The organism is Clostridium sp. BNL1100 (genome assembly GCF_000244875.1).
Lineage (GTDB): Bacteria > Bacillota > Clostridia > Acetivibrionales > DSM-1351 > Ruminiclostridium.
This window is the reverse complement of sequence record NC_016791.1, coordinates 3565166-3591088: the sequence shown is the minus strand read 5'-3', so window position 1 is coordinate 3591088 and position 25923 is coordinate 3565166. Positions and strand designations below refer to the sequence as shown.

At 39.1% G+C, this 25923-nt stretch carries 22 protein-coding genes; 18 read left to right on the top strand and 4 right to left on the bottom strand.

Going from position 1 to position 25923, the window contains the following annotated elements; genetic code table 11:
- The first annotated feature begins 80 nt into the window (after nt 1-80).
- The 3 genes from CLO1100_RS15215 (at nt 81) to CLO1100_RS15205 (ending at nt 3322) form a co-directional block, all read left to right on the top strand.
- On the top strand, nt 81-983 hold the full coding sequence (locus CLO1100_RS15215) for a phosphatidylserine decarboxylase (RefSeq protein WP_014314655.1): 903 nt from the start codon (nt 81-83) through the stop codon (nt 981-983).
- A 122-nt stretch (nt 984-1105) separates the two neighbouring features.
- Nucleotides 1106-2089 (top strand): 6-phosphofructokinase, encoded by a 984-nt coding sequence (gene pfkA / locus CLO1100_RS15210; protein WP_014314654.1) that lies wholly within the window; start codon nt 1106-1108, stop codon nt 2087-2089.
- A gap of 96 nt (nt 2090-2185) precedes the next feature.
- Nucleotides 2186-3322, top strand: coding sequence for a glycerate kinase (locus CLO1100_RS15205; RefSeq protein WP_014314653.1), 1137 nt, complete (start codon nt 2186-2188; stop codon nt 3320-3322).
- Here CLO1100_RS15205 and CLO1100_RS15200 read toward each other — a convergent pair.
- Nucleotides 3297-4301 (bottom strand): zinc dependent phospholipase C family protein, encoded by a 1005-nt coding sequence (locus CLO1100_RS15200; protein WP_014314652.1) that lies wholly within the window; start codon nt 4299-4301, stop codon nt 3297-3299. The genes CLO1100_RS15205 and CLO1100_RS15200 overlap by 26 nt on opposite strands.
- Before the next feature lie 196 nt (nt 4302-4497).
- Between CLO1100_RS15200 and CLO1100_RS15195 the strand changes: the two genes are divergently transcribed.
- From CLO1100_RS15195 to CLO1100_RS15185, 3 genes are read left to right on the top strand one after another with little or no spacing between them, the layout of a single operon-like run.
- Nucleotides 4498-4866, top strand: coding sequence for a GntR family transcriptional regulator (locus tag CLO1100_RS15195; protein ID WP_014314651.1), 369 nt, complete (start codon nt 4498-4500; stop codon nt 4864-4866).
- Nucleotides 4863-5714, top strand: a complete 852-nt coding sequence (locus CLO1100_RS15190; RefSeq protein WP_014314650.1) for an ABC transporter ATP-binding protein — start codon at nt 4863-4865, stop codon at nt 5712-5714. Before CLO1100_RS15195 ends, CLO1100_RS15190 begins: the two co-directional genes overlap by 4 nt.
- A 15-nt stretch (nt 5715-5729) precedes the next feature.
- Complete coding sequence (locus CLO1100_RS15185) at nt 5730-6449, top strand: hypothetical protein (RefSeq protein ID WP_014314649.1); 720 nt, start codon at nt 5730-5732, stop codon at nt 6447-6449.
- A gap of 61 nt (nt 6450-6510) precedes the next feature.
- Here CLO1100_RS15185 and CLO1100_RS15180 read toward each other — a convergent pair whose 3' ends face one another.
- From CLO1100_RS15180 to CLO1100_RS15170, 3 genes are read right to left on the bottom strand one after another with little or no spacing between them, the layout of a single operon-like run.
- Nucleotides 6511-8190, bottom strand: coding sequence for a DUF6449 domain-containing protein (locus CLO1100_RS15180; protein ID WP_014314648.1), 1680 nt, complete (start codon nt 8188-8190; stop codon nt 6511-6513).
- Nucleotides 8165-9064, bottom strand: a complete 900-nt coding sequence (locus CLO1100_RS15175; RefSeq protein ID WP_014314647.1) for an ABC transporter ATP-binding protein — start codon at nt 9062-9064, stop codon at nt 8165-8167. The genes CLO1100_RS15180 and CLO1100_RS15175 overlap by 26 nt, the downstream gene beginning before the upstream one ends.
- The gene (locus CLO1100_RS15170; protein ID WP_014314646.1) at nt 9061-9441 is read right to left on the bottom strand and encodes a GntR family transcriptional regulator; all 381 of its coding nucleotides are present in this window, start codon (nt 9439-9441) and stop codon (nt 9061-9063) included. The genes CLO1100_RS15175 and CLO1100_RS15170 overlap by 4 nt, the downstream gene beginning before the upstream one ends.
- Nucleotides 9442-9593: 152 nt before the next feature.
- On the opposite strand from CLO1100_RS15170, the gene pdxA reads away from it, so the two are divergent.
- From pdxA to CLO1100_RS15110, 12 genes are all read left to right on the top strand, one after another.
- The gene (gene pdxA / locus CLO1100_RS15165; protein WP_014314645.1) at nt 9594-10610 is read left to right on the top strand and encodes a 4-hydroxythreonine-4-phosphate dehydrogenase PdxA; all 1017 of its coding nucleotides are present in this window, start codon (nt 9594-9596) and stop codon (nt 10608-10610) included.
- Nucleotides 10611-10671: 61 nt separating this feature from the next.
- Entirely contained in the window at nt 10672-11442 is a 771-nt protein-coding gene (locus tag CLO1100_RS15160; RefSeq protein ID WP_014314644.1) for a TIGR00266 family protein, read from the top strand.
- A 435-nt stretch (nt 11443-11877) separates the two neighbouring features.
- Entirely contained in the window at nt 11878-14733 is a 2856-nt protein-coding gene (locus CLO1100_RS15155) for a carbohydrate-binding protein (RefSeq protein WP_014314643.1), read from the top strand.
- Between the two features lie 157 nt (nt 14734-14890).
- Nucleotides 14891-15274 carry a VOC family protein gene (locus CLO1100_RS15150; protein ID WP_014314642.1) on the top strand — a complete coding sequence of 128 codons (384 nt, stop codon included), beginning with the start codon at nt 14891-14893 and terminating at the stop codon, nt 15272-15274.
- 353 nt (nt 15275-15627) lie between these two features.
- Complete coding sequence (locus CLO1100_RS15145) at nt 15628-16470, top strand: alpha/beta hydrolase (RefSeq protein WP_014314641.1); 843 nt, start codon at nt 15628-15630, stop codon at nt 16468-16470.
- Between the two features lie 73 nt (nt 16471-16543).
- Nucleotides 16544-18148 (top strand): ABC transporter substrate-binding protein, encoded by a 1605-nt coding sequence (locus tag CLO1100_RS15140; RefSeq protein WP_148265079.1) that lies wholly within the window; start codon nt 16544-16546, stop codon nt 18146-18148.
- A 148-nt stretch (nt 18149-18296) separates the two neighbouring features.
- Nucleotides 18297-19241, top strand: coding sequence for an ABC transporter permease (locus tag CLO1100_RS15135; protein ID WP_014314639.1), 945 nt, complete (start codon nt 18297-18299; stop codon nt 19239-19241).
- Nucleotides 19242-19252: 11 nt separating this feature from the next.
- Nucleotides 19253-20125 carry an ABC transporter permease gene (locus CLO1100_RS15130; protein WP_014314638.1) on the top strand — a complete coding sequence of 291 codons (873 nt, stop codon included), beginning with the start codon at nt 19253-19255 and terminating at the stop codon, nt 20123-20125.
- A 10-nt stretch (nt 20126-20135) separates the two neighbouring features.
- Entirely contained in the window at nt 20136-22157 is a 2022-nt protein-coding gene (locus tag CLO1100_RS15125; RefSeq protein WP_014314637.1) for an ABC transporter ATP-binding protein, read from the top strand.
- Between the two features lie 100 nt (nt 22158-22257).
- A complete protein-coding gene (locus CLO1100_RS15120) occupies nt 22258-23394 on the top strand; it encodes a CapA family protein (protein WP_014314636.1) in 1137 nt (378 codons plus the stop codon).
- A 4-nt stretch (nt 23395-23398) separates the two neighbouring features.
- Nucleotides 23399-24427, top strand: coding sequence for a LacI family DNA-binding transcriptional regulator (locus CLO1100_RS15115; RefSeq protein WP_014314635.1), 1029 nt, complete (start codon nt 23399-23401; stop codon nt 24425-24427).
- Between the two features lie 245 nt (nt 24428-24672).
- A complete protein-coding gene (locus tag CLO1100_RS15110) occupies nt 24673-25896 on the top strand; it encodes an MFS transporter (RefSeq protein WP_014314634.1) in 1224 nt (407 codons plus the stop codon).
- The last annotated feature ends 27 nt before the right edge of the window (nt 25897-25923 follow it).

Here is a 25923-nt window from a genome sequence, read left to right as displayed (position 1 = left end):
GTTTTTTAAATTGCATTAATTTTCTCAATAATATAAAATTCTGATTAAGAGTAAAAATTATTTAAAGAAAAGAGAATACAATGATTCAGATTTATAATAGAAAAACCAAACAATATGATATTGAGCAGGTAGCAGGGGGCAACCTTCTTGATGCCCTGTACACAACAGGAAGAGGAAAGCTTGGACTGGAACTCCTTGTAAAACGTAAGTTATATTCTGCCTTAACGGGATTTTTCTGCGACAGGAAAATAAGCCGCAAAACTATAAAGGGTTTTGCAGATAAATTTTCAATAGATATTAATGAATGTGAAAACAAGCTGGAGGATTTCAACAGCTTCAATGATTTCTTTGCCAGAAAACTGAAACCCTCTGCGAGGAAATTTGATAAGGCCCAAGAAAAACTGCTGGCTCCGGGGGATGGGCGACTTCAGGCATGGGAAAATATAGATAAGGAAAAACTTCTTCAGATAAAAGGAATGACGTACAGTTTAAGTGAACTCCTTCAGGACGAAAAACTGGCTCAGGATTACAATGGGGGTACTTACCTGATATTAAGACTTTGCCCTGTAGACTATCACAGGTTCCATTTTTTTGACAGCGGTAAGTGTATGGAAACACAAAAAATAAAAGGTGAATACTACTCTGTAAATCCTGTTGCATTAAAGAAAATACCTGAACTCTTCTGCAGAAACAAAAGGGAATACAGCATATTCAAAACAGACAATTTTGGGGATGTTCTATACATAGAAGTGGGAGCAACCTCAGTAGGCTCAATAATTCAGACTTATACTCCCGGAGAACGTGTTTCAAGAGGTGATGAAAAAGGATTTTTTAAGTTCGGAGGTTCTACTGTTCTTGTGATTTTTAAAAAGAATATGGTTAAAATAGATGATGATATAATACAACAGACCGGAGAAGGCTTTGAAACCAGAGTTCTGGCGGGAGAAACTATTGGAAATTGTATATATAAAAAAACAAAGTAACTGATTTATATTGTTTCTGAAGGTGTATTGGTTTATAATGAACTCAATTGGGTTCAGTTTGTATAAAAATTTGATGTATATATACGACATTCAGATTTTACTGTTTACGGGGAGGGTTTGAAATGAGCGACATTAAAACAATAGGAGTACTTACCAGCGGCGGAGATGCACCTGGAATGAATGCTGCCATACGTGCTGTTGTAAGAACAGGTATATATCACGGGTTCAAGATGCTGGGCATCAGGAAAGGTTACAATGGTTTAATTACCGGAGATATATTTGATATGAGTGCCAGAGATGTATCCGATATTATTCACCGTGGGGGAACGATACTTCAAACTGCCAGATGTAAGGCATTTACAACTGACGAAGGCATGCAGAAGGCTATGTCTATTTCAAAAGCTTTTGGTATGGATGCACTTGTTGTTATCGGCGGTGACGGTTCATACAGAGGAGCTAGAGATTTCAGCAAATTCGGTATGAAGGTTATGGGATTGCCGGGAACAATTGATAATGACATAGCAAGTTCAGAATATACAATAGGTTACGATACAGCAATGAATACTGTTCAGGATGCGCTTGACAAAATCAGAGATACGGCATATTCACATGAACGATGCAGCGTACTTGAAGTAATGGGACGTCGTGCAGGACATATAGCTTTGAATGTAGGAATCGCAGGAGGTGCGGAAGTAGTTCTCCTTCCTGAAAGAGAATTTGATTTTGATAAAGATATAATAAGAAAAATTATTCAGGGAAGAAATAGCGGAAAGAAAAACTATATAATCATATTGGCTGAAGGTGTTGCTGAGAAAATAGGGGGAGCACTGGAGCTTGCCAAGAAGATAGAAGACCTTACCGGAATAGAAACCAGAGGAACAGTTTTGGGATATATCCAAAGAGGTGGAAGTCCGACTATTCAGGACAGAGTTATGGCAAGTGTTATGGGAGCAAAAGCTGTAACATTGCTTAAAGATGGTGTCTTTAACAGAATTATATCTGTAAAGGATTCAAAAGTTGTTGATATAGATATAGATGAAGCATTAGCCATGAAGAAGGATATCGACAAGGAGCTGTTTGAACTAAGCAATATCCTTTCAATATAATAAAAAACCATAACTTATTTAATAATAAAGGAACACAGATTTCATATGGAATATGTGTTCTTTTTGTACATATAAGCGTGAAAAGAGGAATGCCAAATGAAGAAGTTTGTTATTGCTCCTGACTCCTTTAAAGGCAGTATGAGTTCTGTTGAGGTTTGTGGCATAATAAAAACAAAAATAAAACAGTTTTATCCCGACGGCGAAGTCCTTGAAATACCTGTAGCTGACGGAGGAGAAGGCACTTCTGATTGTTTCATACAGCTCCTTGGAGCGGATAAAGTTACTCTTGAGGCAACAGGCCCTTACAACGAAAAGCTTAAAGGCTACTACGCCAGAAAAGGCAACACAGCCATACTGGAGACAGCCATGTTTGCAGGCCTTCCATTGGCAGAAGGGAGGCTTAATCCTTCTCAGACTACAACCTTTGGTCTAGGTACAATGATATGCCATGCTGTAGAAAACGGCTGCCGTGAAATAATAATAGGCCTTGGTGGAAGTTGTACAAACGATGGAGGTACCGGAATGGCATGTGCTTTAGGAGTAAGGTTTAAAAACAAGGCAGGAGAAGAGTTTATTCCTACAGGGGCTACATTAGGAGAAATAGCTCATATTGACACCACTTTGGCTGAACGGCTTCTGAAGGATTGTAAAATAACTGCTATGTGCGATATTGACAATCCCATGTACGGTAAAACCGGTGCGGCGCATGTTTATGCACCTCAAAAAGGGGCCGACGAGGAAATGGTTTTACTGCTTGACAAAAATCTTATGGATTTAGCCGATACAATAAAAAGTCAACTGGGGGTTGATGTTTCAGAAATTCCGGGAAGTGGTGCAGCAGGTGCAATGGGAGCAGGGATACTGGCTTTCCTTAAAGGAAGTCTCAAACCCGGAATCGAAACAGTTCTTGATTTAGTAGGTTTTGATAACATAATAAAAGATGCCGACTTTATTTTCACCGGGGAAGGAAGGATTGACGAACAAAGTCTTAGAGGAAAAGTTGTTATTGGTGTAGCTGCCCGTGCTAAAAGAAAGAATGTTCCCGTTATTGCCATAGTTGGTGATGTGGGGGATGGAGCTGAAGCAGCATATGAAATGGGAGTGTCGGCTATTGTAAGTATTAACAGGGTAGCTTTGCCCTTTGAAAAAGCAAAAGCAAGGAGCAAAAAAGATCTGGCAGATACCATTGATATGGTTATGAGACTGCTTAAACACCATGTTGTTCAAAAATAATATCGTGGTACTTGAATTTGACAGTCAAGTCACAATTGATTCCTGAAGTATAGGAATTGTTCCCAAAAAGTTTCAAGGCATAGGAAACGTTGGAATTATCCCCTGTGATAGTTGAATACAGCACCTGACAAAAGCGTTGTGTTCTGTCGCAGGCTTCTTTAAACATTTCTATAAATGAAAGAGTACTTTTGTGGGCCTTATCATATGGCATGGCCCATTCATTTTTGGCAAGATTCAAGTAATCAAAGCCATCCTTTATATGTAAGGGAAAGATAAGGCTGGAGAATAGAGGAAACCCATAGATAACTTGGTCTATGGCGGCTACAAATTTCTTCTTTGTACCGTGGGGATCCCTAAGGATTTTTTCTACGGTATTCATATCTTTTATGGCTTTTGCTATAAGTTTACCGGGGATATTATAATTAAAAACTGAGGCTATAACACTTTCGTACATATCTCCGATTACGTTGCGCTCCCTGACGGTTATACCTATGAGCCCGTCAATTCTTATCTCATGGACTTTTTTGTTCAAGAGCCGACTACACATCAATACGTCAATAGCAGTCTCAAAACGCCTGTGATAGTATTGATACAGGTTTGTGCGTGGATCCTCGTCAGTTTTGAAGCCTGATTTGTAGAAAATATAAGGATGAGTAATACTGTCCAGACAGTTATGGCTTAAAAAGCCCATAAAATAAACAGTAAGAATGTCTTTTACATTCCCCTCCTGCTTCAAAATGTAATCAATCATTTCACTGAATACCAGATTCACTTTAGATATATGAAATTTCTCCCCTATAGTGCCATATTGCGTTTTAGGAGACCAAGGCCAGATACCATAGTAAAAAAGTATATCGGGGCCCTGAACCCCTAGATTAAAGACGTTTTTATTTAGTTCAATGAGTTTTTTGCACTCTTTATTTTCAATCATTTTAACAGCTTCCAAGCCGCAAAGATAGTGAGTAACCAGATTAGGCATGTTACCTCCGTATACCCCTAAAATCGGGATTCATATGTAAATTATGTACAATATTCATTTCAGATATGTAAATTATACGATTTAAGCTTTAGAAAGTATGTAAAAAATTTATATATACGTATTGACTTTTAGGTCCATTAGTTATATAGTTAGTTATATAAGTAATTAACTAACGGACTAATTAGGTGGTGAAGGCATGAAGCTAGATTTTAATAATGACAAACCTATATATCTTCAACTTTCTGAGGAATTGGAGGATGCCATTATAGCAGGGGCATACCAAGAGGAGACACAAATTCCATCGACAACAGAGATCTCGGTAAACTACAAAATAAACCCGGCCACTGCGTTAAAGGGAATAAATATTTTAGTTGATAACGGAATTGTTTATAAAAAGAGGGGGCTTGGCATGTTTGTTGCAAATGGAGCAAAAGAAAAAATACTTGAACAACGGAAGGTAGATTTTTTTGAAATCTATATAAAATCTCTTGTTACAGAAGCAAAGAAGCTTTCAATTTCAAAAGAGGATATATTAAAAATGTTGGAAAGAGGGTTTGAAATATGAGTCAAATGGAAATCAAAAATATAACAAAAAAATTCGCAGATGTGATAGCCCTGGAAAATATCAGCCTGAAACTGGAAGAAAATAAGATTTATGGACTGCTGGGGCGTAACGGAGCAGGAAAGACAACCTTGCTTAACCTGATTACAAACAGGATTTTCCCTACGGAAGGAAAGATTCTAGTAGACGGTGAAAATGTTATAGAGAATGATAATGCATTATCAAAGATATATTTTATGGCTGAAAAGAATTACTATCCTGAGAATATGACGGTAAAAAAGGCGTTTAATTGGACTAAAGAATTCTACACCGATTTTGACTATGAATATGCTTCTGAATTGTGTGAGAAGTTTTCCCTTAAATTGAGTCAAAAGATAAAGACTTTGTCTACAGGTTATACATCTATATTCAAAATGATTTTAGCATTATCCTGCAATGTGCCTTTTATTCTTTTAGATGAGCCTGTTCTGGGACTTGATGCAAATCATCGTGACCTGTTTTATAAGGAATTGCTTAAAAATTACAGTGAAAAGCCCAAAACTATTGTCATTTCAACACACTTGATTGAAGAAGCGGCAGACATAATTGAAGACGTTATAATAATAAAATCAGGCAAATTGATTTTAAATGAATCCGTTGAGAGCGTTCTGTCACAGGGTTATGCCATAACTGGAAGTATATCGGCGGTTGACGGTTTTACTGCCGGAAAAAATGTACTTGGAGCGGATACAATAGGGGGAATCAAATGTGCATATGTACTTGGGCATTTGGATAAGGCAGGTTTTCCCGACGGACTGGAAGTTACAAAACCTGATTTACAGAAACTATTTATTCACATGACTAATAGATAATGGAGGGGATTATTAATGAGATTAAAAACAACTTCTAAATATATATTTTCAGATATAAAGAACTCTGTCTTGATTTTCTATTTAATTATAGCACTACTAACAATCTTTTTTTCTTCTGTCACATCAGAGGGTAACAGCTCATTTAACGGAATTGAAATGATATCGGCAATATTTTTGTTTGTAGTAGGATTAAACTCTTTTCGAAAAAATTATTTATTTTTAATGTCCAATGGCGTACCAAGGAGAACCCAGTTCAAGAGCTTTTTCTTGGCTGCAATTCCTGTAACGGTGGGTATGGCGGTTATTGATAGGGCTTTGGTAGCTATATTTAACCGAATAACAAATTATAATACTTTGTATGGTATGCTTTATCAGGACAAAACGCAAAGTAACGGAAATATAGTGATTTCTTTATTATGGAGCATAACACTGTACATGTGTGCAATAACTCTTGGATATTTTATAACACTGGGATATTACAGAATGAACAAAATACAAAAGATATGTGTATCAATTGGAGTTCCGGCCTTTTTTATACTGGTACTCCCGTATATAATTTATAACTTTTGTTCAACTTCTACTGTTAATTGGGTATACAATGGAATAACTACCATGTTCGGAGTAACCGGAAGCTACGGACCTATAAGCGCAGTTGCTGTATTCCTTGTTTCTACGATTTTACTTTCAGTATTGTCATATTTGTTGATAAGAAAGGCTCCCATAAAAGATAATTAACAAGAGGGGCAAAAAGGATCGGGCAGTAATGGCAAAATCGCCTTTACTGCCCGAACTTTTTTTACTGATTGTTGTTATAGCTAAACCAGTTTAATGTGTTAATGTAGTTTGAATTTACTCCATATGAAACAATCCTGTCATTGTTGTCCATAATGTCTATCCAGAGTCTATCCTCATTAGAGGAAGTAAGCTGCTCATAGTTAAAACCGTTAATATCCTTCCGGATTTCAGTAATAAAGCTTCTGAGCTTTTCCTTATCAGAAATAACTATAGGTTGTTTGTTTGTATAATCATGTACTTGTATATACTTAATATCATCTGCTTCCTGATGCAGTACCGGAAATCTGCCGTTTTTGTATTCCTTGCTTTCATATATAGGGCCTAGCGTAGAAGCATACAGGTTATTATCCAGATTATAATACCTGACGATTTTTTTACCGTTTTTAAGGGTGTAGGCAATGTAGGTAGGAAAACCTTCCTTGCTCCTGCTTTCCAGAATCATCTTATGAAGCTCAGTGATGTTTTTTATGTTTGCAGTTTCTTTATAAATGGTAGTATTGTCATTTGAAGGGCTTAGATATTTTTCATTGTCTCGGTCTTCCCACCAGTATATGTTGTACCCCATGTAAACGTTTGCAATCTCATCAGCAGCAGGAACTTTGTTTACATATCCGAAAATATCAAACTTGACACCTAACAGCATAATTATTAATACCAGTGCATACCCCACATAACCCTTGTAGGTATTAAGTACTTTAAAGGTTTTGTTTGTTACCATTTGAACTACTACATAGCCGATTAATGCACATAGGAAATATCCGAATATTGCAAAGGGGACGGAGGCTCTGCTAATACCAAGAAAATAAGCTCCGCCGACTAGTGTTGCACAAACTGTCACACCGTATATAAACACGGGACGTATGGGCTTGAAGGTTATGATGTCACCGGCGGTTTCAGGTCTTCTGAGTTTAAACGCAATAAGACCTCCCGCCAGCAGTAGCACTGATAAAACTATATAACCAACCACCATCCGAGGTGTAAGTTCTATGCTGTTGCTAAAGAGCATCGTCATAGGCAATTTGCGGTAAAAACCGGTATTTGAATAAGTTGCAAAACCATATAGCAACGAAGATAGATTTGCTCTTATAGTCTCAAAGAAAAATAAAGGAAGTAGATTCAAAATATAAACAAATACTATCTGGGCAACGGAACTTCCCGTAAACATGCCAACAAAAATTGTCATGGACATAAATAAAATTCCATATAAAAGGGATAGCCCAAACCATTTGAAAATAAGTCCCATTGTATAAAAATCAGATAAAAAGCTAAAGGAGTTCAGCAAGCCCATAACGAAAACATTTATCAATAAGGGCACAACATATAATATCAGTGCTGAAACAAAACTGTTAAAATACAGTTCTGCCCTAGTAACGGGAAGACTGTGGTACAAAGAAGCTTGACGACCCTTTTGAATATACCTGTAGGCTAAAACTGCAATAATAACAGGAATAACAGCTGGAAACAACAGACTTACTCCGCTATGGAAGTTAAGTTCACGTTCTATAGCCTCTTTAATAAATCTAATATTGGAATTGTCAGAATTCATATTAAATTTTTGCATGTAATGTGCCAGAGGCATAGTCAGGATAAGTCCTATTGAAAAAATTACACTGACCCACCAATAACGCTTCAGATCACTTAAAATTAAGCCTTTCTTAAATAAGGATGTTTTCGATTTCATAACCTTTACCCCCTAATTCATAAATGAAAATTTCCTCAAGGGAAAGCGGCAGAATATCCATTACAACAGGGTTTGTTGACTTGACATGGGATATTAATGCATCCTTGTTACCCCTGACAATTAATTGCAGCACGCTTCCGTTCTGGGTACGATGTAATACCTCTCCATCCTTGAATAAATTATCAGGTGTATTACCTGAGTATGCAAGCTGAAGCTTGTGAATATCTGATTTCATATTATCAAGCTCACGCTCAACCATCATTTTACCCTGATATAGAATACCAACATGATCACATATGTCTTCCAGCTCACGTAGGTTGTGAGAGGATACCAGAACCGTTGTTCCGTATTCTGCAACATCCTGAAGTATCAGATTCCATACCTTTTTTCTCATAACCGGGTCAAGTCCGTCAACGGGTTCATCCAGTATCATCACCTTTGGCTTTGCTGAAATTCCAAGCCAGAAGGCTACCTGTTTCTGCATACCTTTTGAAAGCTTTACGACTCTACGATTTATGTCAATTGGAAATACCTGCTTTAGAGTATTAAATCTCTCCCACCTCCAACCTGGATACATGCTGGCATAGAAAGAAGCCATTTCCTTTATACTGTACTGTGAAAAGAAAAATAGGTCATCGGATATATAAACTATTTTGGATTTTGTTTCGGGATTATCAAAAACGGATTTACCATCTATGGCAATAGAGCCTGACTCGTTTTTATAAATACCGGTCAAATGTTTTATCAGTGTAGTTTTGCCTGAACCGTTAGGTCCCAAAAGCCCATAGACTGAACCCTCTTTTATATGAATATCAAGGGAATCAAGTGCCTTAAAGTCCCCGTAGGATTTGCTCAAAGATTTAACATGAATCATTGGGATGCCTCCTTTTTACTATATGTGTTCTGAATTACATCGATTACTGCCTGCTGCGGTGTATGAAGAAAAATCAATTCTTCCACCGTTTTCTGAATATTGAGCAAAAGCTCTTTACGTCTTGGGTCTACAGAGCTTTTATCCAATGGGGCTATAAAATTACCCTTGCCTTTAACCGAATAAATTATTCCCTCGGATTCAAGGTCTTTATATGCTTTCTGAATTGTATTGGGGTTTATGGTAAGAGTTTGAGCAAGCTCTCTTACCGACGGTATTTTGTCGTCAGTTTCAACTGCCCCGGTTATAACCAGCTCCTTGATTTTATCTTTAATTTGTTCATAAATGGGTCTGGGGTCTTTAAAATCTAATTGTATCATAAGCACCTCCTTGTAACTGTATTAACAATAATAGTACACTTAGTACAGTATTATATTATTACCAGTTGAATAAAATGTCAACAATTTTAAAATACACATATTCCTCGGGTATAAACAGATATATTATAATAGTATTAACAGGAGGGGATAAAATGCTTAAACCCATAATCGGGATTCCCATGGGAGATCCCGCAGGAATAGGTTCCGAGATAATAGTAAAAGCACTGGCTAATGATGAGATTTACAAAGTATGTAATCCTTTGGTAATAGGTGATGCCGGAGTTATTGAAAAGGCAGCCCGGATATGCGGCATACAAACCAATGTTAATAAAGCAGAAGGTATTGATAGGATAGATTTAGACAAAAGAACTATAAACGTAGTGGATTTAAAAATAATAAATCCTGATTGTCTGGAGTACGGAAAGGTTCAGGCAGAAAATGGCCGGGCTTCCTTCGAGTATATAAAAAAGAGTGTGGAGCTTGCTATGGAAGGAAAACTTTCTGCAATAGCAACAACCCCTATAAACAAGCCTTCACTAAAAGCGGCCGGAATAGAATTTATCGGGCATACGGAAATACTTGCCGGACTGACAGACACCAAAGACCCCCTTACTATGTTTGAAGTCAGGGGAATGAGAGTATTTTTTCTTACCCGCCATGTATCTCTGAGGAAGGCTTGTGATATGGTGACCAAGGACAGATTACTGGATTACGTCGAAAGATGCACACAAGCCTTGCAAAGCCTTGGAATAAAAGAGGGGACAATGGCTGTAGCCGGATTAAATCCCCACAGCGGCGACAATGGTCTCTTCGGATTAGAAGAATCGGAAAACATTACTCCTGCAATTCAGGAGGCGAAAAGGCGCGGGTTTAACGTGGAAGGCCCTGTAGGCCCGGACTCTGTGTTCCATCTTGCACTAACAGGCAGATATAATTCGGTATTGTCCCTATATCACGATCAGGGACACATAGCTACAAAAACATTGGACTTTGAAAGAACAATAGCAATTACCTTAGGACTTCCGTTCCTGCGAACATCCGTTGACCATGGAACAGCTTATGATATTGCCGGGAAGGGAATCGCCAGTGAGATAAGCATGACGGAGGCAATACTACTGGCGGCTAAATATTCAGTTCCATACTCACAGTGGGTAAAAAGAGCAGACTAATATATATTTAAAACGTATTATATTGTATCTAAATAAGTAATAAAAATTTTAGGAGGTTAATATGGCAGACGTTATTGATTATAAAATTTATGGGGACGATATGCAGATAGTGGAGATAGAATTGGACCCATCAGAAGGTGTTAGGGCTGAAGCCGGTGCAATGATGTATATGGAAGATGGAATTATGATGCAGACATCCACAGATGGCGGAGCTTTTAAGGGATTCAAGAGAATGCTTACGGGAGAAAGCTTTTTTATCACTACTTTTTATAATGCGGGTGCATCAAAGCAGCACGTTGCATTTTCAGCACCTTATCCCGGTAAGATAATCCCATTGGATTTAACAAAGCTGGGGGGCAATTTTCTGTGTCAAAAAGACTCCTTCTTGTGTGCTGCAAGCGGAGTGGACATTGAGATAGCTTTTACCAGAAAGCTTGGAGCAGGCTTCTTTGGTGGAGAAGGTTTTATTCTTCAAAGGTTGATTGGCGACGGAATGGCATTCGTCCATTCAGGGGGAACGATTATTCAGAAAAACCTTCTTCCCGGCGAAACTCTGAGAGTTGACACAGGATGTCTGGTGGCTTTTTCACCAAGTGTAGACTATGATATCCAATCTGTTGGAGGCTTTAAAAATGCACTTTTCGGCGGAGAGGGATTATTCCTTGCAAAGCTGACAGGCCCCGGCATTGTATTCCTGCAAAGTCTACCTCTTGCCAGATTATCAGACAGACTTTCATCCGCAGGAGCACGCCATCATGACCAACAGTCAGGTATTGCAGGCATTGGAGGGGGAATTCTTGGAGGTCTTTTTGGAGGAGATAATAAGTTTTAAGCTTTAAACATAAAATAAAAGGCATTTCAAGGATGTTCCTTCAGAATCCTTGAGATGCCTTTTTTAGCTTGTATAAAAAAATTAACAAAATTTAAAAAAAGTGAACAAAATATTTTTGAAATAATACAATTTATATATTTTTTCGTCCTATCATAAATAATTATTAAAATTAATATACCAATGTCAAAAGGATTTATATTGATTTGGAAACGGTTTACATTCTATAATGAAAAACAGATTTACTAATCATTCTCTTTTCATTTTACTCCTATTCTTTACATTTGGCCTATAGATAATCGGTACATATATGTAATTTGGAAGAACTCCCCGTACAAGTGTCAGGTCAGGGTATGGATTATCATAGGTTTTTTTATAATTTCTGTTGTACATTATTTCAAAACTATCTTAATGTAAATTAAAATAAGGAGGAAAAGTATGCTAAAAAATAAGGCGACAAAAAGGTTTATATCATTAACTCTTTCTATTGTAATTGTCTTATGCAGTATCTTAACTTTTACAGTTTCCCCAATGGTTGTTTCTGCGGCAACCCAGACGGTCTATTTCGTATCCCCTACGGGAAGTGACAGTAATCCCGGAACCATTGATGCACCCTTTCAGACAATCACAAAGGCCAGGGATGTTGTACGTACTATAAACCAAAATATGACCGGTGACATTTATGTTTATTTAAGAGGAGGAGACTATCGTTTAACCAATACAATTACTTTTGGGCCGGAAGATTCAGGGACAAACGGATTCAGGATATTTTATCAGGCATATCAGGGTGAAATACCTGTTTTAAACGGTGCAACAAAGGTTACAGGGTGGACTCAATATAATGGCAATATATATAAGGCTACCTTAAACAGAAATACTAAATTAAGATACCTTTTTGTAAATGATAAGAGAGCCCAGATGACCAAAAAAACAGTAAAAGGTCAGGGCGGATATGGAACTTATACTGTTACAAAGGGACAGGCCAGCTGGGCTTGGACAAGCGGCAGCAATAGTGACGGAGTTAAGTATAATGCGTCCGATGTACCGGAAATTACAAGCAATAAGGATGACCTTGAAATAGTAAACGGTTCCACTTGGAACGAAAATATTGTTTGTACAAGGGATGTTATTACGTCCGGTACTTCCAGAATACTGCTTTTGCAGCAGCCATATGGAGCAATAGCGCAATTGCCCGGTTGGGGTGCAGCTTTCACCACTACCAGTACCCATACAATTTACAATGCATTTGAGTTTTTAAATTCACCGGGACAATTTTATTTTAACAAGACTACAAAAACTCTGTATTATTATCCGCGCTCAGGTGAGGACATGGCAACTGCCGATGTTGAGGCTCCTGTTTTAGAGAAGCTCATAGACATCTCAGGGAAGTCAAATACAAACAGAGTCAAGAATATAACTTTCCAGGGCATTACCTTTGCAAATACGGACTGGAACCTTATTAAAGTCGGAGACTCTTACGGCAGAACAACTTGCCAGAGTGCAGACGGATTTATAGCTTATTATAATGGTAATTGGCATGACACAAAATACACTCTTCTGGATACATATCCGGGTATGATAAACGTAAGCAGCAGTGATTCAATTAATTTTACAGGCAATATAATAAAGCACAGTGCTGCCGACGGAATTACCATGGTAAACGATGTTGTAAATTCAAATCTGATTGGTAACTATATTTATGACATCACATCAAGCGGTATTACGGTAGGTCATCCACAGCATGTGTACTTGGGAGACGGCGGAGAACACCAGAAGTACGCACCGGGTGTAGAAGGTATTTGTACCAATGTTGTAATCAACAATAATATGCTGTGGGATTGCAGCACTGCTCCCGGATTCGGGGGATGTGCCGGTGTTACTGCATTCTTTGTAAACAAGCTCAAGGTAACGTATAACACAGTTCACACCACAGGCTATAACGGTATAACACTTGGGTGGGGCTGGTGTAATTTCCTTGACTCAAATACCTGTAAGGACAACGTAATAAATAATAACCGTGTATATAACGCATTAAACAGGCTGCATGACAGCGGAGCAATATATACAATAGGGCAAATGCCTTATACTACTATTAATGAGAATTATGTCAAGGGAATTCCTGATAATTCAACAGGACCAACTTATGGTTTACATAACGACGAAGGAAGCGCATATATAACTGAAAATGATAATGTACTTGATATTAGTCCGGGGGTAACGTACACAATCAATTGTGAAGATTACGGACAAAAACACGACTTAACAATACAAAGAACCTATGCAACGGTTAATAAAATGGGTAAAAACCCACCAAGCAGTACAATTGATATGCCAATTGCAGTTCCGGATAATGTGTGGCCTTTGGCACAGTACAATATAGCTTTGAACGCTGGAGTTCAGGAAGCATACAGAAGCATTCTGCCAAGTAATCTGTTCCCGGTTCAGGATTATGTATTCCCTGCAAGCTGTGCAACAAAATGTGGAGCTGATTTAAACATAAGAAGTAGCGGAAATGCAGCAAATACAGTATGGTTTGCTCCCGCCGGGACAACAAATTTTGTTGTAGGGCCAACTATGACCAAGGCGGCAGGAACTGCTACATCAATTGTAACACCTGAAACGGCTGGGACGTACAAATTATTTGTAGTAAACTCGTCAGGTGTGAAGGTAGGTGAATCGGATGCATTGCTGAGAGTGAACGGTTCGGCTTCACAAATTGAAGCTGAGAGTTTCTCCTCACAATCAGGAATTCAAACTGAAAACTGCAGCGAAGGTGGACAGGACGTAGGATATATTGAAAATGGAGATTATACGGTTTACAAGAATTTTGATTTCAAAAACGGAGTTACGGGTTTTAAGGCCAGAGTAGCCAGTGGTGCCAGCGGAGGAAATATTGAAATCAGGCTGGACAGTATTACAGGGCCTTTAGTAGGAACTTGTCCGGTGACGTCCACAGGAGGATGGCAGACCTGGGCAGACGTAACATGCAATGTCAGCGGAGCCAGCGGTATACACAATTTGTACCTTAAATTCACCGGAGGCAGCGGATACATGTTCAACCTTAACTGGTTTCAGTTTACAGGCGGAGGTATACCCCCTGTACTTACAGGAGATGTCAATGGGGATGGCAGCGTTGATTCAACTGACTATGCCATGATGAAAAAGTACCTACTCGGTTTAATCAATGATTTCCCTGTAGAAGACGACCTTAAAACAGGTGACCTGAATAACGATAGTGTAATTGATGCAATTGATTTGGCACTGCTGAAGAAAAACTTGTTAAACGGTATGTAATAAATTACCAAAACGTTAATATCCAAGGGGGTGTTGTAGAACAGAAAGCTTTTTCTGTTTTGCCACAACCCCTTCTTTACTATTTACAAATAATAGGATAATATTTTGATATAGTTGAGATACTTAGCTCATAAATTTTAAATTTTGGAGAATTCATATGAAAATTGAACATGTTGCATTATATGTAAATGATTTAGAAAATGCAAAGGATTTTTTCATTAAATATTTCAATGCTAAATCAAACCAAGGATACCATAACAAGAAAACGGATTTTAGGTCATACTTCTTGTCCTTTGACGATGGGGCACAGCTGGAAATAATGAATAAACCCAATATGTCTGATAACGACAAATACTTGAGCCGGACCGGTTATATTCATATTGCCATTAGTGTTGGGAGTAAGGAAACGGTTGATAGCTTGACTAACAGATTAAAAAATGATGGATTTGAGGTTGCTAGTGAACCAAGAATGACAGGCGATGGTTATTACGAAAGTTGTATTATTGGATTTGAAGGAAATCAAATTGAAATAACTTTATAAACGTACCAACTTGCTGGTGTGCGTTAGAAGGAGATATACCCACATATAAATTTCTATCTGATTATTTGTTTTCAAAAATATATCAGCCAATTTCACATTAAGCTATAACAAAATTTCCTGCAATATATATTTACATAACAAACTATTTATGTTACAATCTAGCTAAACCGATTAAGCAAAACATACAAATAGTTTTGCTAATTGCTAAACCGCTATAGCAAATTTATTCTATTTCATTTGTACAATATGGCGCCGGACGAATGTCAATATGGAATAAAACTGGCGGTAGTTCTATTGTTAAAAGTAAAAAATGCTACTAATTAAAAACAAAGGACATTCAGGAGTGTGAAAAAATGTATCAAACGGTCAATGGTGCAACTCTCTACTACAACGAATATGGTTCGGGAGATAAATATATTTTGTCTTCCCAAATGGGTTTTGATTCTGATGAAATAGGATGGCCAATGGATCTGGCTGATGAAGGCTTCCATGTTTTTACCATTCAAATCAGAGGTTATGGAAAGTCAACGCATGTTTCCGAGGATTTGGGCGGTGAGTGGTATAATACCTGGGCAGATGACGTGTATGAATTTGCGAAAAGCAAGGGAATACAAAAGTTCCTTTATACCGGACAGTCCCATGGTGCAGGTATAGGCTGGCATCTTTCGCTGAGGCATCCGGAAGTTCTGGTTGGTTTTGCAGCTTTGGTGGGGGGACCTCATTCCAGAAAAGGCGGGGAGACTTCTCCGGGAAGACTTAAAACTATTATGTCAGCAGATGATCCCGAAGCAACCCTAAAGCGCGCTGAGTCAACAAGAGAGTATTTTCTTGCCTTTGCGGAGAAATTTTCTGATAATCCGGAATTGAAGGCAGAATTTGAAAGGAAAGCCGAAAAGGGATATGAATGGGAACTTGAAAGGACAGTTGAAGAAGTCCGTGTTAACCCCAGAAAACCGCTTTCATACCTGAAAACAGATGAGGAAGTTTATCAGGAGCTATCCAAAATTCAGATACCTGTTTTGATGATTAACGCTTATATGGATAAAATGGTGCCGGTAACAGATATTTTATGGCCGGTAAAAGTAATCAAAAATTCAAAATGCATAATTTTCAATAATGCCGGTCACGATGTCCATTATGATTGCCGTGATGATGTGAGGCGTGAAATAACCTTATTTGCTTCAGAGTTATTCTAGATTTACATATTAAATTAAGAAGGATGTTATGTTTACCAATTACTCAAATAATTCCAGAGGAGGAAAATCGAGTATGAAAAAGTTTATGAAAGTAATTAGCTTGTTAGTAATTACATCACTTTTATTGGTGAGTGTAGCGTGTTCAGGCTCCGGAAGTCCGGCTGACACAACGAATACAGCTAATGAGTCTGCTAAAGCATCAGGTAACGAAACGGCAAGTGATAAGCAGGGTGGAGTTTTACGGATAGCATATGGTGATAAATTCAATTGTATAGGGTATCCGGCAGGAAGTACGACATACTATGAAAACCAAGTAATGGATGCGGCTTTGGAAACTTTGGGGAGATATGATGATTCAGGTGTTCTTGTTCCATATTTGGCAGATGGTTTTAAAATGGATGCCGATGCATTGACATTGACCATTAACTTGCGTAAGGATGTTAAGTTCCACGACGGTACGGTATGCGATGCGGAAGCGGTAAAATGGAACTTTGAAGAATTTAAGGCATCAGGACGTAGCGAAATCAATGATGTTGCAAGCATCGAGGTTAAAGATCCACTGACATTGGTGCTTCATCTTTCAAAATGGAATAATTCCATTGCAGATGCTGCCTTGTTTACAGCAGGAAGAATTATTTCACCAACTTACTTTAAAGCCAATGGAAAAGATGCAGCAATTGCAAACCCAGTTGGTACAGGACCATTTAAGTTTGTTAAATGGGAACGTGATGCCAGGATTGTTTTTGAAAAAAATAAAGACTACCGTGTTAAGGGACAACCCTATCTTGATGGCATTGAAGTTGTATTCATGCCCGATACTACAACCATTGTTTCTGCAATGAGAGCAGGAGAAATTGATGTAATTGCAACTGTTGACGGCACTGTAAGTGATGCAATGGAAGTTGACGGCCGTGCTCCTATCAGTCGTCCTCTTACAAGCGGAACTATTATGAATGGTCTTATGCCTACCAGCAATGACCCGTCACTACCTTTCCATAAATTAAAGGTGAGACAGGCAATCGCCCATGCCATTGATAAGGAAGCCATTGTTGGAATGAATAAAAAGCTTGGATGGGCATACTCAAATCAATGGACGCCTCCGGGATCATGGTCTTATAACGAGGCTACTGTCGGATATCCTTATGATGTGGTAAAAGCAAAGCAATTACTTGCAGAAGCTGGCTACCCAAATGGCTTTACTTGCAAAGGTTATGTAAATTCCGGTGATGTTAAATTAATGGAAGTCACTCAGGCATATCTTGCAGAAGTTGGTATTAAGATGGAAATTGTACCTATTGAATCAGCAAAAGAGAATGAGATGACTGGAATCAAAGGAACATGGGACGGCATTTTACGTTGGGCCGGTAGAGGAGAAGCAGATATTGCACCGGTATATGCCAGAACTTTGACAGATGAAGGCGTTCGATGTGTTGGTGGAGTTATCCATCCTGAAGATATAAAGAAATTAATTGATTCTGCAGTAGCAGCAAAAACATTTGATGAAAAAGTGGCAATAAGCAAAGAGTTGTCAAAGAAAGTAATCGATGATTACTGCCTGCTTATCCCATTTGCTTCAATTAGCAGTCAGGTTTATGCAACTGATAAGGTTAAGGACAGTCATTTAGGATATTATCATATCTCTCACTGGACACCTGAGCTTGTCAAATTGGAAAAATAATCTGATTTTTTTCTGAAATTGATATGAAGGCTGACCGGTGCAGGCTAGAAACTGTATCGGTCGACTTCACACTTGGAAACCTTGTTAATCTATTTTCAATAATAAGTGATATTAGTTAAGAACCTGCAGATTGGGGGCACATTGAAGGATGGCTCAATTTATTATTAAAAGACTGATACAATCAGTTATTGTTATATTTATCGTTTCGATATTTACATTCCTGCTGACTTACCTTATGCCGGGAGATCCTGTGTACGCAATGCTCGGCGGTGATATCACTCAGGAACAGTATGATATCGCTTACAAAGAGATGGGTCTTGATAAACCGATTTTTGTACGATATGTGAATTGGTGCGGAAACATCTTAGAGGGCGATTTCGGAAAATCATATAAGTACAGGATGCCTGTTATTGACCTTATAAAAGAAAGATTGCCAATTACCATGTATTTTGGGATATTGTCAATAATAATAAGTACTACGTTGGGCATAATTCTAGGAATTCTTTCAGCAACAAAAAGAGGAAAACTAACCGATACCATTATTACCTTACTGGCCAATCTGGGTGCGGTTATGCCTTTATTCTGGCTTGCTGTACTGGGTATGTCACTTTTCGCAATGCAGCTTAAATGGCTTCCCTCATATGGTTTTACATTTCCGACAGATAATTTTGTAACTAGTGTTAAACAGACAATTTTACCTTTATTTGCATTGAGTGTTGGTGCTATTGCAGGTACGACACGCCAAATGAGGTCAAGCATGCTGGAGGTTATCCGTCAGGATTATATCAGGACAGCCAGGGCAAAGGGAGTTAAAGAATCCAAAGTGATTTCAGGACATGCATTAAAAAATGCCTTGATACCTATTGTTACATTAACAGGTATGTCTTTTAGAAATGTTGTTTCAGGATCTACTTCCGTTGAAATTATATTTAGCATTGCAGGAACCGGCCAGTTGCTGGTATCCAGTGTACTTAGCAAGGATGTTGCAACAACACAGGCATGTATTCTTATTGTAGCCGTCGTAGTGAGTATAGCAAATCTTATTGTCGATATTTCCTATGGCTACATTGATCCACGCATTCGCATACAGTAGGAGGTCGTAATATGAACAAGAGAGGGACAAGTCACTTCATGTCCGGCATCACAAAATTTTTAAAGCGGTTGTTCGGGCGCAGGATTGTAATTTTCGGTACAGTTCTGGTTGTATTATTTGTTATGACTGCACTGCTTGCACCATATATCAGCCCACATAATCCATACAAGCAAAACCTGGCATTGTCATTTGCCAAGCCGTCTGCAGAGCATATTCTGGGAAATGACGAGCTGGGAAGAGACATATTGAGTCGTCTTATTTACGGAACAAGAACATCCCTGTCAATCGGTTTTATTGCAGTTATGATTGCTGCAGGCTGCGGAATCATTCTTGGATTGGTGGCAGGTTACGTAGGTGGGGTAGTAAATTCAGTTATATCCCGTGTTATGGATGCACTTTTATCAATTCCGGCTATTATGCTGTCACTGGGTCTTGGAATAATTTTTGGTTCAGGTATGGCAAGCCTTATGGTGATTTTGGGATTATCGACTATACCTACATATACAAGGTTGATGTGTGCACAGGTGCTTGCCATACGTAATTCCGATTATATAAATGCGGAAAGGGTGTTGGGAGCCGGCAGTATCAGAATTATGTTTTCTCATATTTTACCTAACTGTTTATCTCCGATAATCGTTCTTTTTACAATGAATATCGGTGGAACAATCCTTGCAGAAGCCAGCTTAAGCTTTCTGGGCCTCGGAGTAAAAGCGCCTATGGCGTCCTGGGGAGCTATGGTAAACGAAGGATATAGCAGACTAATTACAAATCCTGTTTTTGCACTTGCGCCTGGTGTCTGCATTATGCTGCTTGTGCTTGGATTCAATATTCTGGGAGATGGTCTCAGAGATATACTTGATCCGCGCTTACGCGGTTCTATATGAGGAGATGCAAATGAAACATTTACTACAAGTCAATAATTTGAGCGTTTCGTTTAGAATTGATGATTCTGTTACAAAAGCTGTAAATGACGTATCCTATTATATAGATCAGGGCGAAACAATCAGCTTTGTAGGTGAGAGCGGGTCAGGAAAAAGTGTGAGTCAGTTGGCTGTATTACAGTTGATTTCAACACCGCCCGGGAGCATTGATAATGGATGTGTATTGCTCGAAGATGAAGAAGTGTTTAAATATTCGGCCAATGGTCCTGAAATGCGAAAAATACGTGGTGGGAAAATTGGAATGGTATTCCAGGAGCCAATGACTTCCTTAAACCCCGTAAAAACCATTGGCAGCCAGCTTATGGAACCTATATTAATCCATACTGGCGTTAAAGACAAGGAAGCCAGAAAACGTGCTATTAGTCTTTTAAGTCAGGTAGGAATACCTGATGCGGAAAAAAGAATGGGCGATTACCCCCACCAGTTTTCCGGCGGTATGCGCCAGAGGATTATGGTAGCCATTGCCATTGCCGGCAATCCAAAGCTTATTATAGCTGATGAGCCAACTACTGCTTTGGACGTTACCACTCAGGCCCAAATCCTTGAACTGTTGAAAACTGTATCAGAGAAAAACGGTACTTCTCTGCTCATCGTTACACATAATTTGGGTATCGTAGCACGCTATGCCCAACGTATCTATGTAATGTATGCCGGGAGGATTGTAGAGTCCGGCTTGTCCAGGGACATTTTTGCCCATCCATCACATCCCTATACAAGAGGGCTGTTGAATGCGATTCCACGGTTAGATGATAGCAAGGAAAGAAAACTTCAGCCAATTGATGCTCCGGCAAAAATGCCACTGGATGATGGAAAGCATTGTCCTTTTCTACCCAGATGCAAATATAAATGCGACATGTGTTTTAGTCAGGGTATACCGGCTTTGACCGAATCTGTTGAAGATGGACATTTTGCAGCTTGCCGACTGAGCCGTGAAGAACTTGATCAAATAGATAAAAACGGTCAGGATAGCATTAGAGTGGATAGAAGAGAGCCTCTTAAGGATAACATACTCGAAATCAATGACCTGTCTGTTCATTTCCCGATCAAGCATGGCATACTGAGTGCAAAATCTACGAAACTTACTGCAGTAGACAAGGTTTCTTTTAAAGTAAGACGTGGCGAAACTTTCGGCCTGGTTGGTGAATCCGGATGTGGGAAGACAACTGTTGCAAGAAGCATTGTGCGCTTAATAAACGACAGTGAAGGCGAGATTAAATTTAACAATCTTGATTTGAATGATCTCAAGTCATCTAAACTGCGCAAACAAAGGCACAAAATACAAATGATATTCCAGGATCCGTATAGTTCGCTGGACCCCAGGAAAAGTGCAGGAAGCCTTGTGGGAGAGCCGTTAAAAATCCATAGACTTGTTTCTTCCGGGCAGGAATATGATCGCAGGGTTGATGAACTCTTTACCCTTGTAGGATTATCGCCATCTCTAAAAAACAGAGTGGCTCATGAGTTTTCAGGAGGTCAGCGGCAGCGTCTGGGAATTGCTCGTGCGTTAGCCAGCAACCCAGATATGATAGTATGTGATGAACCTATATCGGCTCTTGATGTATCCATACAGGCGCAAATTATAAACTTGCTGGAGGATTTACAGCAGGAATTGGGATTGACCTATTTGTTCATTGCCCATGATTTATCGGTAGTAAAACATATAAGTGATACGATTGCAGTAATGTATCTGGGAAAAATCGTAGAGTCAGCGCCCTGCGAAGAGTTGTATGCCAATCCGATGCATCCCTATACACAGGCATTACTGGCAGCTGTTCCTATACCAGACCCGGAAATTGAATTAACCCGTGAAAAGATTATTTTGCCCGGAGAAGTCAAAAGCTTGATGAATAGGCCTGCCGGATGCTGCTTTAGCGACCGATGTCCTTATACAATGGACATTTGCCGGAAGCAGGTTCCTTCAGTTAAGAACTATGGAAACCAGCACTACGTTGCATGCCATAAATCGGAGCAATGAAAAAAATATGAAATAACGACATTTGTTGTTTAGCGTGCAATAGAAATTTACTTGATATATAATTATGTATAATCATCTGCACGCAATGGAGATATATTACATGAAAAAATTAACTATAATTGCGACAGGAGATATTATTCTCGGGAAAGAGCCGGAACAATTTTTTTCAAGTGTGGATACCGAGCTAAAGAAAGCAGATATTGTACTTGGCCAGCTTGAAGTTCCATACAGCGACAGAGCACCCGAGCTTGCAGATTTAGAACGCCAATTAAAGAATCTGACTCCCCTGTCGGGAAGGTTCGATGTTCTTTCCTTGGCGGGGAACCATATTTATGACGCAAAAGATATTGGTGTAAAGGATACTCTAGGTTGGTTAGAGGGAAATAATGTGTCCTACACCGGAGCCGGGTTGAACATCAAGCATGCGAAAAGACCTGCTGTTGTCGAGAAGGAAGGCGTCCGCCTTGGCGTTCTCAGTTACAACTGTACCGGACCTAAGGTTATGTCGGCAACTGAAACAAAGCCCGGATGTGCCAATGTAGATATTGTAACGCATTATGAATTGGGAGATGTAGCTAATCCGGGAGGAAACCCGACCAAAATCTACACATACCCGGAACCGGAATCTTTTAACAGCATGTTGGAAGATATACGTGAATTGCGCAAACAATGCGATGTTCTGGCTGTGTATCTTCATAAGGGAATCGTACATAAGCCGGTAAAACTGGCCGACTATGAGCAGGTGGTATCTTATGCAGCCATTGACGCCGGGGCGGATGTGATTTTTAGTTCTCACTCACATATATTGCACGGTATTGAAGTATATAAAGGAAAAACGATTTATCATGGACTAAATAATTTTATTGCATGGGTTCCTTCATTAAGCCCAAATTTCAGAGCTGAAAAAGGAGTCCGAAACGAGGTTTTTGATCCCGAACAGTGGGCGCGTAAGCGTATAGAAATGTTTGGCTTTGTGCCGGACCCGGAATATCCCACTTACCCGTTCCACCCGGAATCAATTTATACAATCATTGCTAAATGTGTAATCGAGGATGGTATAATTAAACAGACCCGCTTTATTCCAATGATCGTGAATAAAGCAGGAGTGCCCGTGGTGGTAACCCGTGAGTCCGGCGGGGAAGAGGTTTTGGAATATATGGTCAAAATAACATCCGGAGCAAATTTAAATGCCACCTATGAATGGGATGAGGATGAAATAGTTATAGGAAACAGGTGATATTATGGTAAGTATTTATGATATAGCGAATGCTGTGGGCGTCTCAGCCAGTACGGTGTCTTTTGTACTGAATGGCAGGGCTGAAAAAATGAGGATTTCCAAGGCGAAACAAAAAATGATACTGGAAGCTGCCAACCAGATGGGATATATCCCAAATATGACAGCTCGAAAATTAAGTTTACGTAACATCCAACATATGCCTGAGATTGCACTATGTTGGTCGCCTGCGCAGCATTCACAGTTTCTGAATACTTTTATTGATATGCTTCAGGATATGACCTTCAGCGGAGAGGTAAGGGAAATGCGGTTCACAATACTGCCATATAAAAATGGTGAGCTGGAAAAAATGGAACCTGTTTTATCGGCGAACTATTACAATGGCATTATTGTACCGCCTGTATCCAAAGAGGATATTGAATTTTTAACCAATACGAGCATTCAGGTTCCGACAGTTCTCCTGTACGGTGACATTCCCCAATATCATCAGGTATCGGTAGACAATTTAAAGATAGGAACGGATATTGCCGCTATTTTTAACAGGCATGGTCATAAATCTGTGGGAGTCATGCAACCTGTGTACAAGCATTCAAGTATTACCATAAATCAGAGAATTTCAGGCTTTATGGAAACCTCTAGCAGTTTGAGAATGGAAGCAAAATTGATTACCAGCGGATTGGATTCGCCTTCATCCAATAAAGTCGAAGAAGGAAAGATTGCAGCTAAAAAGATGATTGAGGAGAATAACCTTCCTTCAGCGATATATATCCAAAACGACTCATTAGCACTGGGCGCACTCTCTGTTTTTGGCGAACACGGAATTCGCATACCGGAGGATATGGAGATAATTGTTTACGGTAACAATGATTCATTGGAGATTCATCATCCATCTATCACAACTGTGAATTATCCGACAGAAGAGATTGCAAGGACATGTATTACCCTCATGGCAAATGCATTGGACATGCCCGGTACAGCACCGGTCCGCAAAATTATTGATACACCTTTTGTTTTTCGTAAGAGCTGCCCGCTTTAAATAGCGGGCTTCATACCATTTCATAAAAGCTGTTCTTATTCAGATTACATTGATTCCGAACATTACAATTTTATTAAACAGGGAAACTGCATTTATAAAACAACATTGGGATGCGGTTTTCTGTCATTATGCTCTTGCCTTGGTGGCGAAGAAATTATTTTCCTGCCGAAGGGCGAGATACTTTCGGCTTTTTTTGAATTCTGAAATTTTTAATTTACAGCATAAGGAGGTAGAAACAGAATAATATGAATAATGATAATATTTTAATTGAACAAGAAGAATCAGGCACCGTTAAAAGCGAAAAGTTGTGGACGGTGCCATATATAACATTAATAAGTTTGGGAACTTTTGTTGGCATCAGCTTTTACATGGTCATGCCACTACTTACAAAATTTGCAGTAAAACTTGGGTCATCACTTGCTATTGCTGGTGTCATAGTAGGAATGTTTTCCTTTGTTGCATTGTTTGCAAGACCCGTTTCCGGTATTATTTCCGACCGGTTGAATAAAAAGGTAGTCTTTATCGTCTCAACAGCATTAATAGGCCTATCCCTTTTAGGATACACTATTTCAACTAATGTAACTGTCTTGATTTTCTTTCGTGTTACCCATGCACTGGCTTTTTCCGTTAACGGCATAGTTAACCTAGCACTGGTATCAAAGTTCATTCCGAGGAAGAGAATAGGGGAAGGTATTGGATATTTTGGTCTGGGGCAAATTATTGCCACAGCAGTAGGACCCACTCTTGGGCTGTACATAGGAGAAAAATATGGTTTGTCTGTTTCGTTTCTAATTGCAGGAATTATTATGATTTGTGTGTCTGCATTGATGTTCGCATTGCCAAATACAAAGACTAAAAAGGAAAACTACCAAAAACAAAAGAGAAGAATTTGCTTTTCGGATTTTATTGCCATGAATGTATTGCCTTATGCGTTTTTCGGTGCGGTTTTTTCTATGCTCAATGGTGTTATAGGTTCATACCTTGTCCTCCTTGGCGACGAAAGAGGAATTAAAAATATAAGCTTGTACTTTACCGTTAACGCCATCAGCCTGATTATTGTAAGAACATTTGCAGGCAAGATTTATGACAAATACGGGCTTTCAACCGTGATTATCCCTTCATTCATTCTTGCATTAGTAGCCTCCATGTTTATCGGATACGCACAGACACTGGCGATTATTTTAGTAGCATCAGCATTGAAGGCTTTTGCTCAGGGTTCGGGACAACCTACGATACAGGCCGAATGTATAAAAATGCTTCCGGAAGAAAAAAGCGGGGTTGCCACAAGTACATACTACATTGGAGCAGACCTTGGACAGGGTATCGGTCCTATGCTGGCCGGAGTTATAGCATCAACATGGAATTATAAAGTTATGTTTGTAGCGTGTGCGGGAGTATTTTTGGTCTCACTGATTCTATACCTGTTATTTCAACATAAGAAAAACCTTTCTCTTCAACAAGAGATATAGTCTTAGTTAGTATTTAATTCAGCCCAA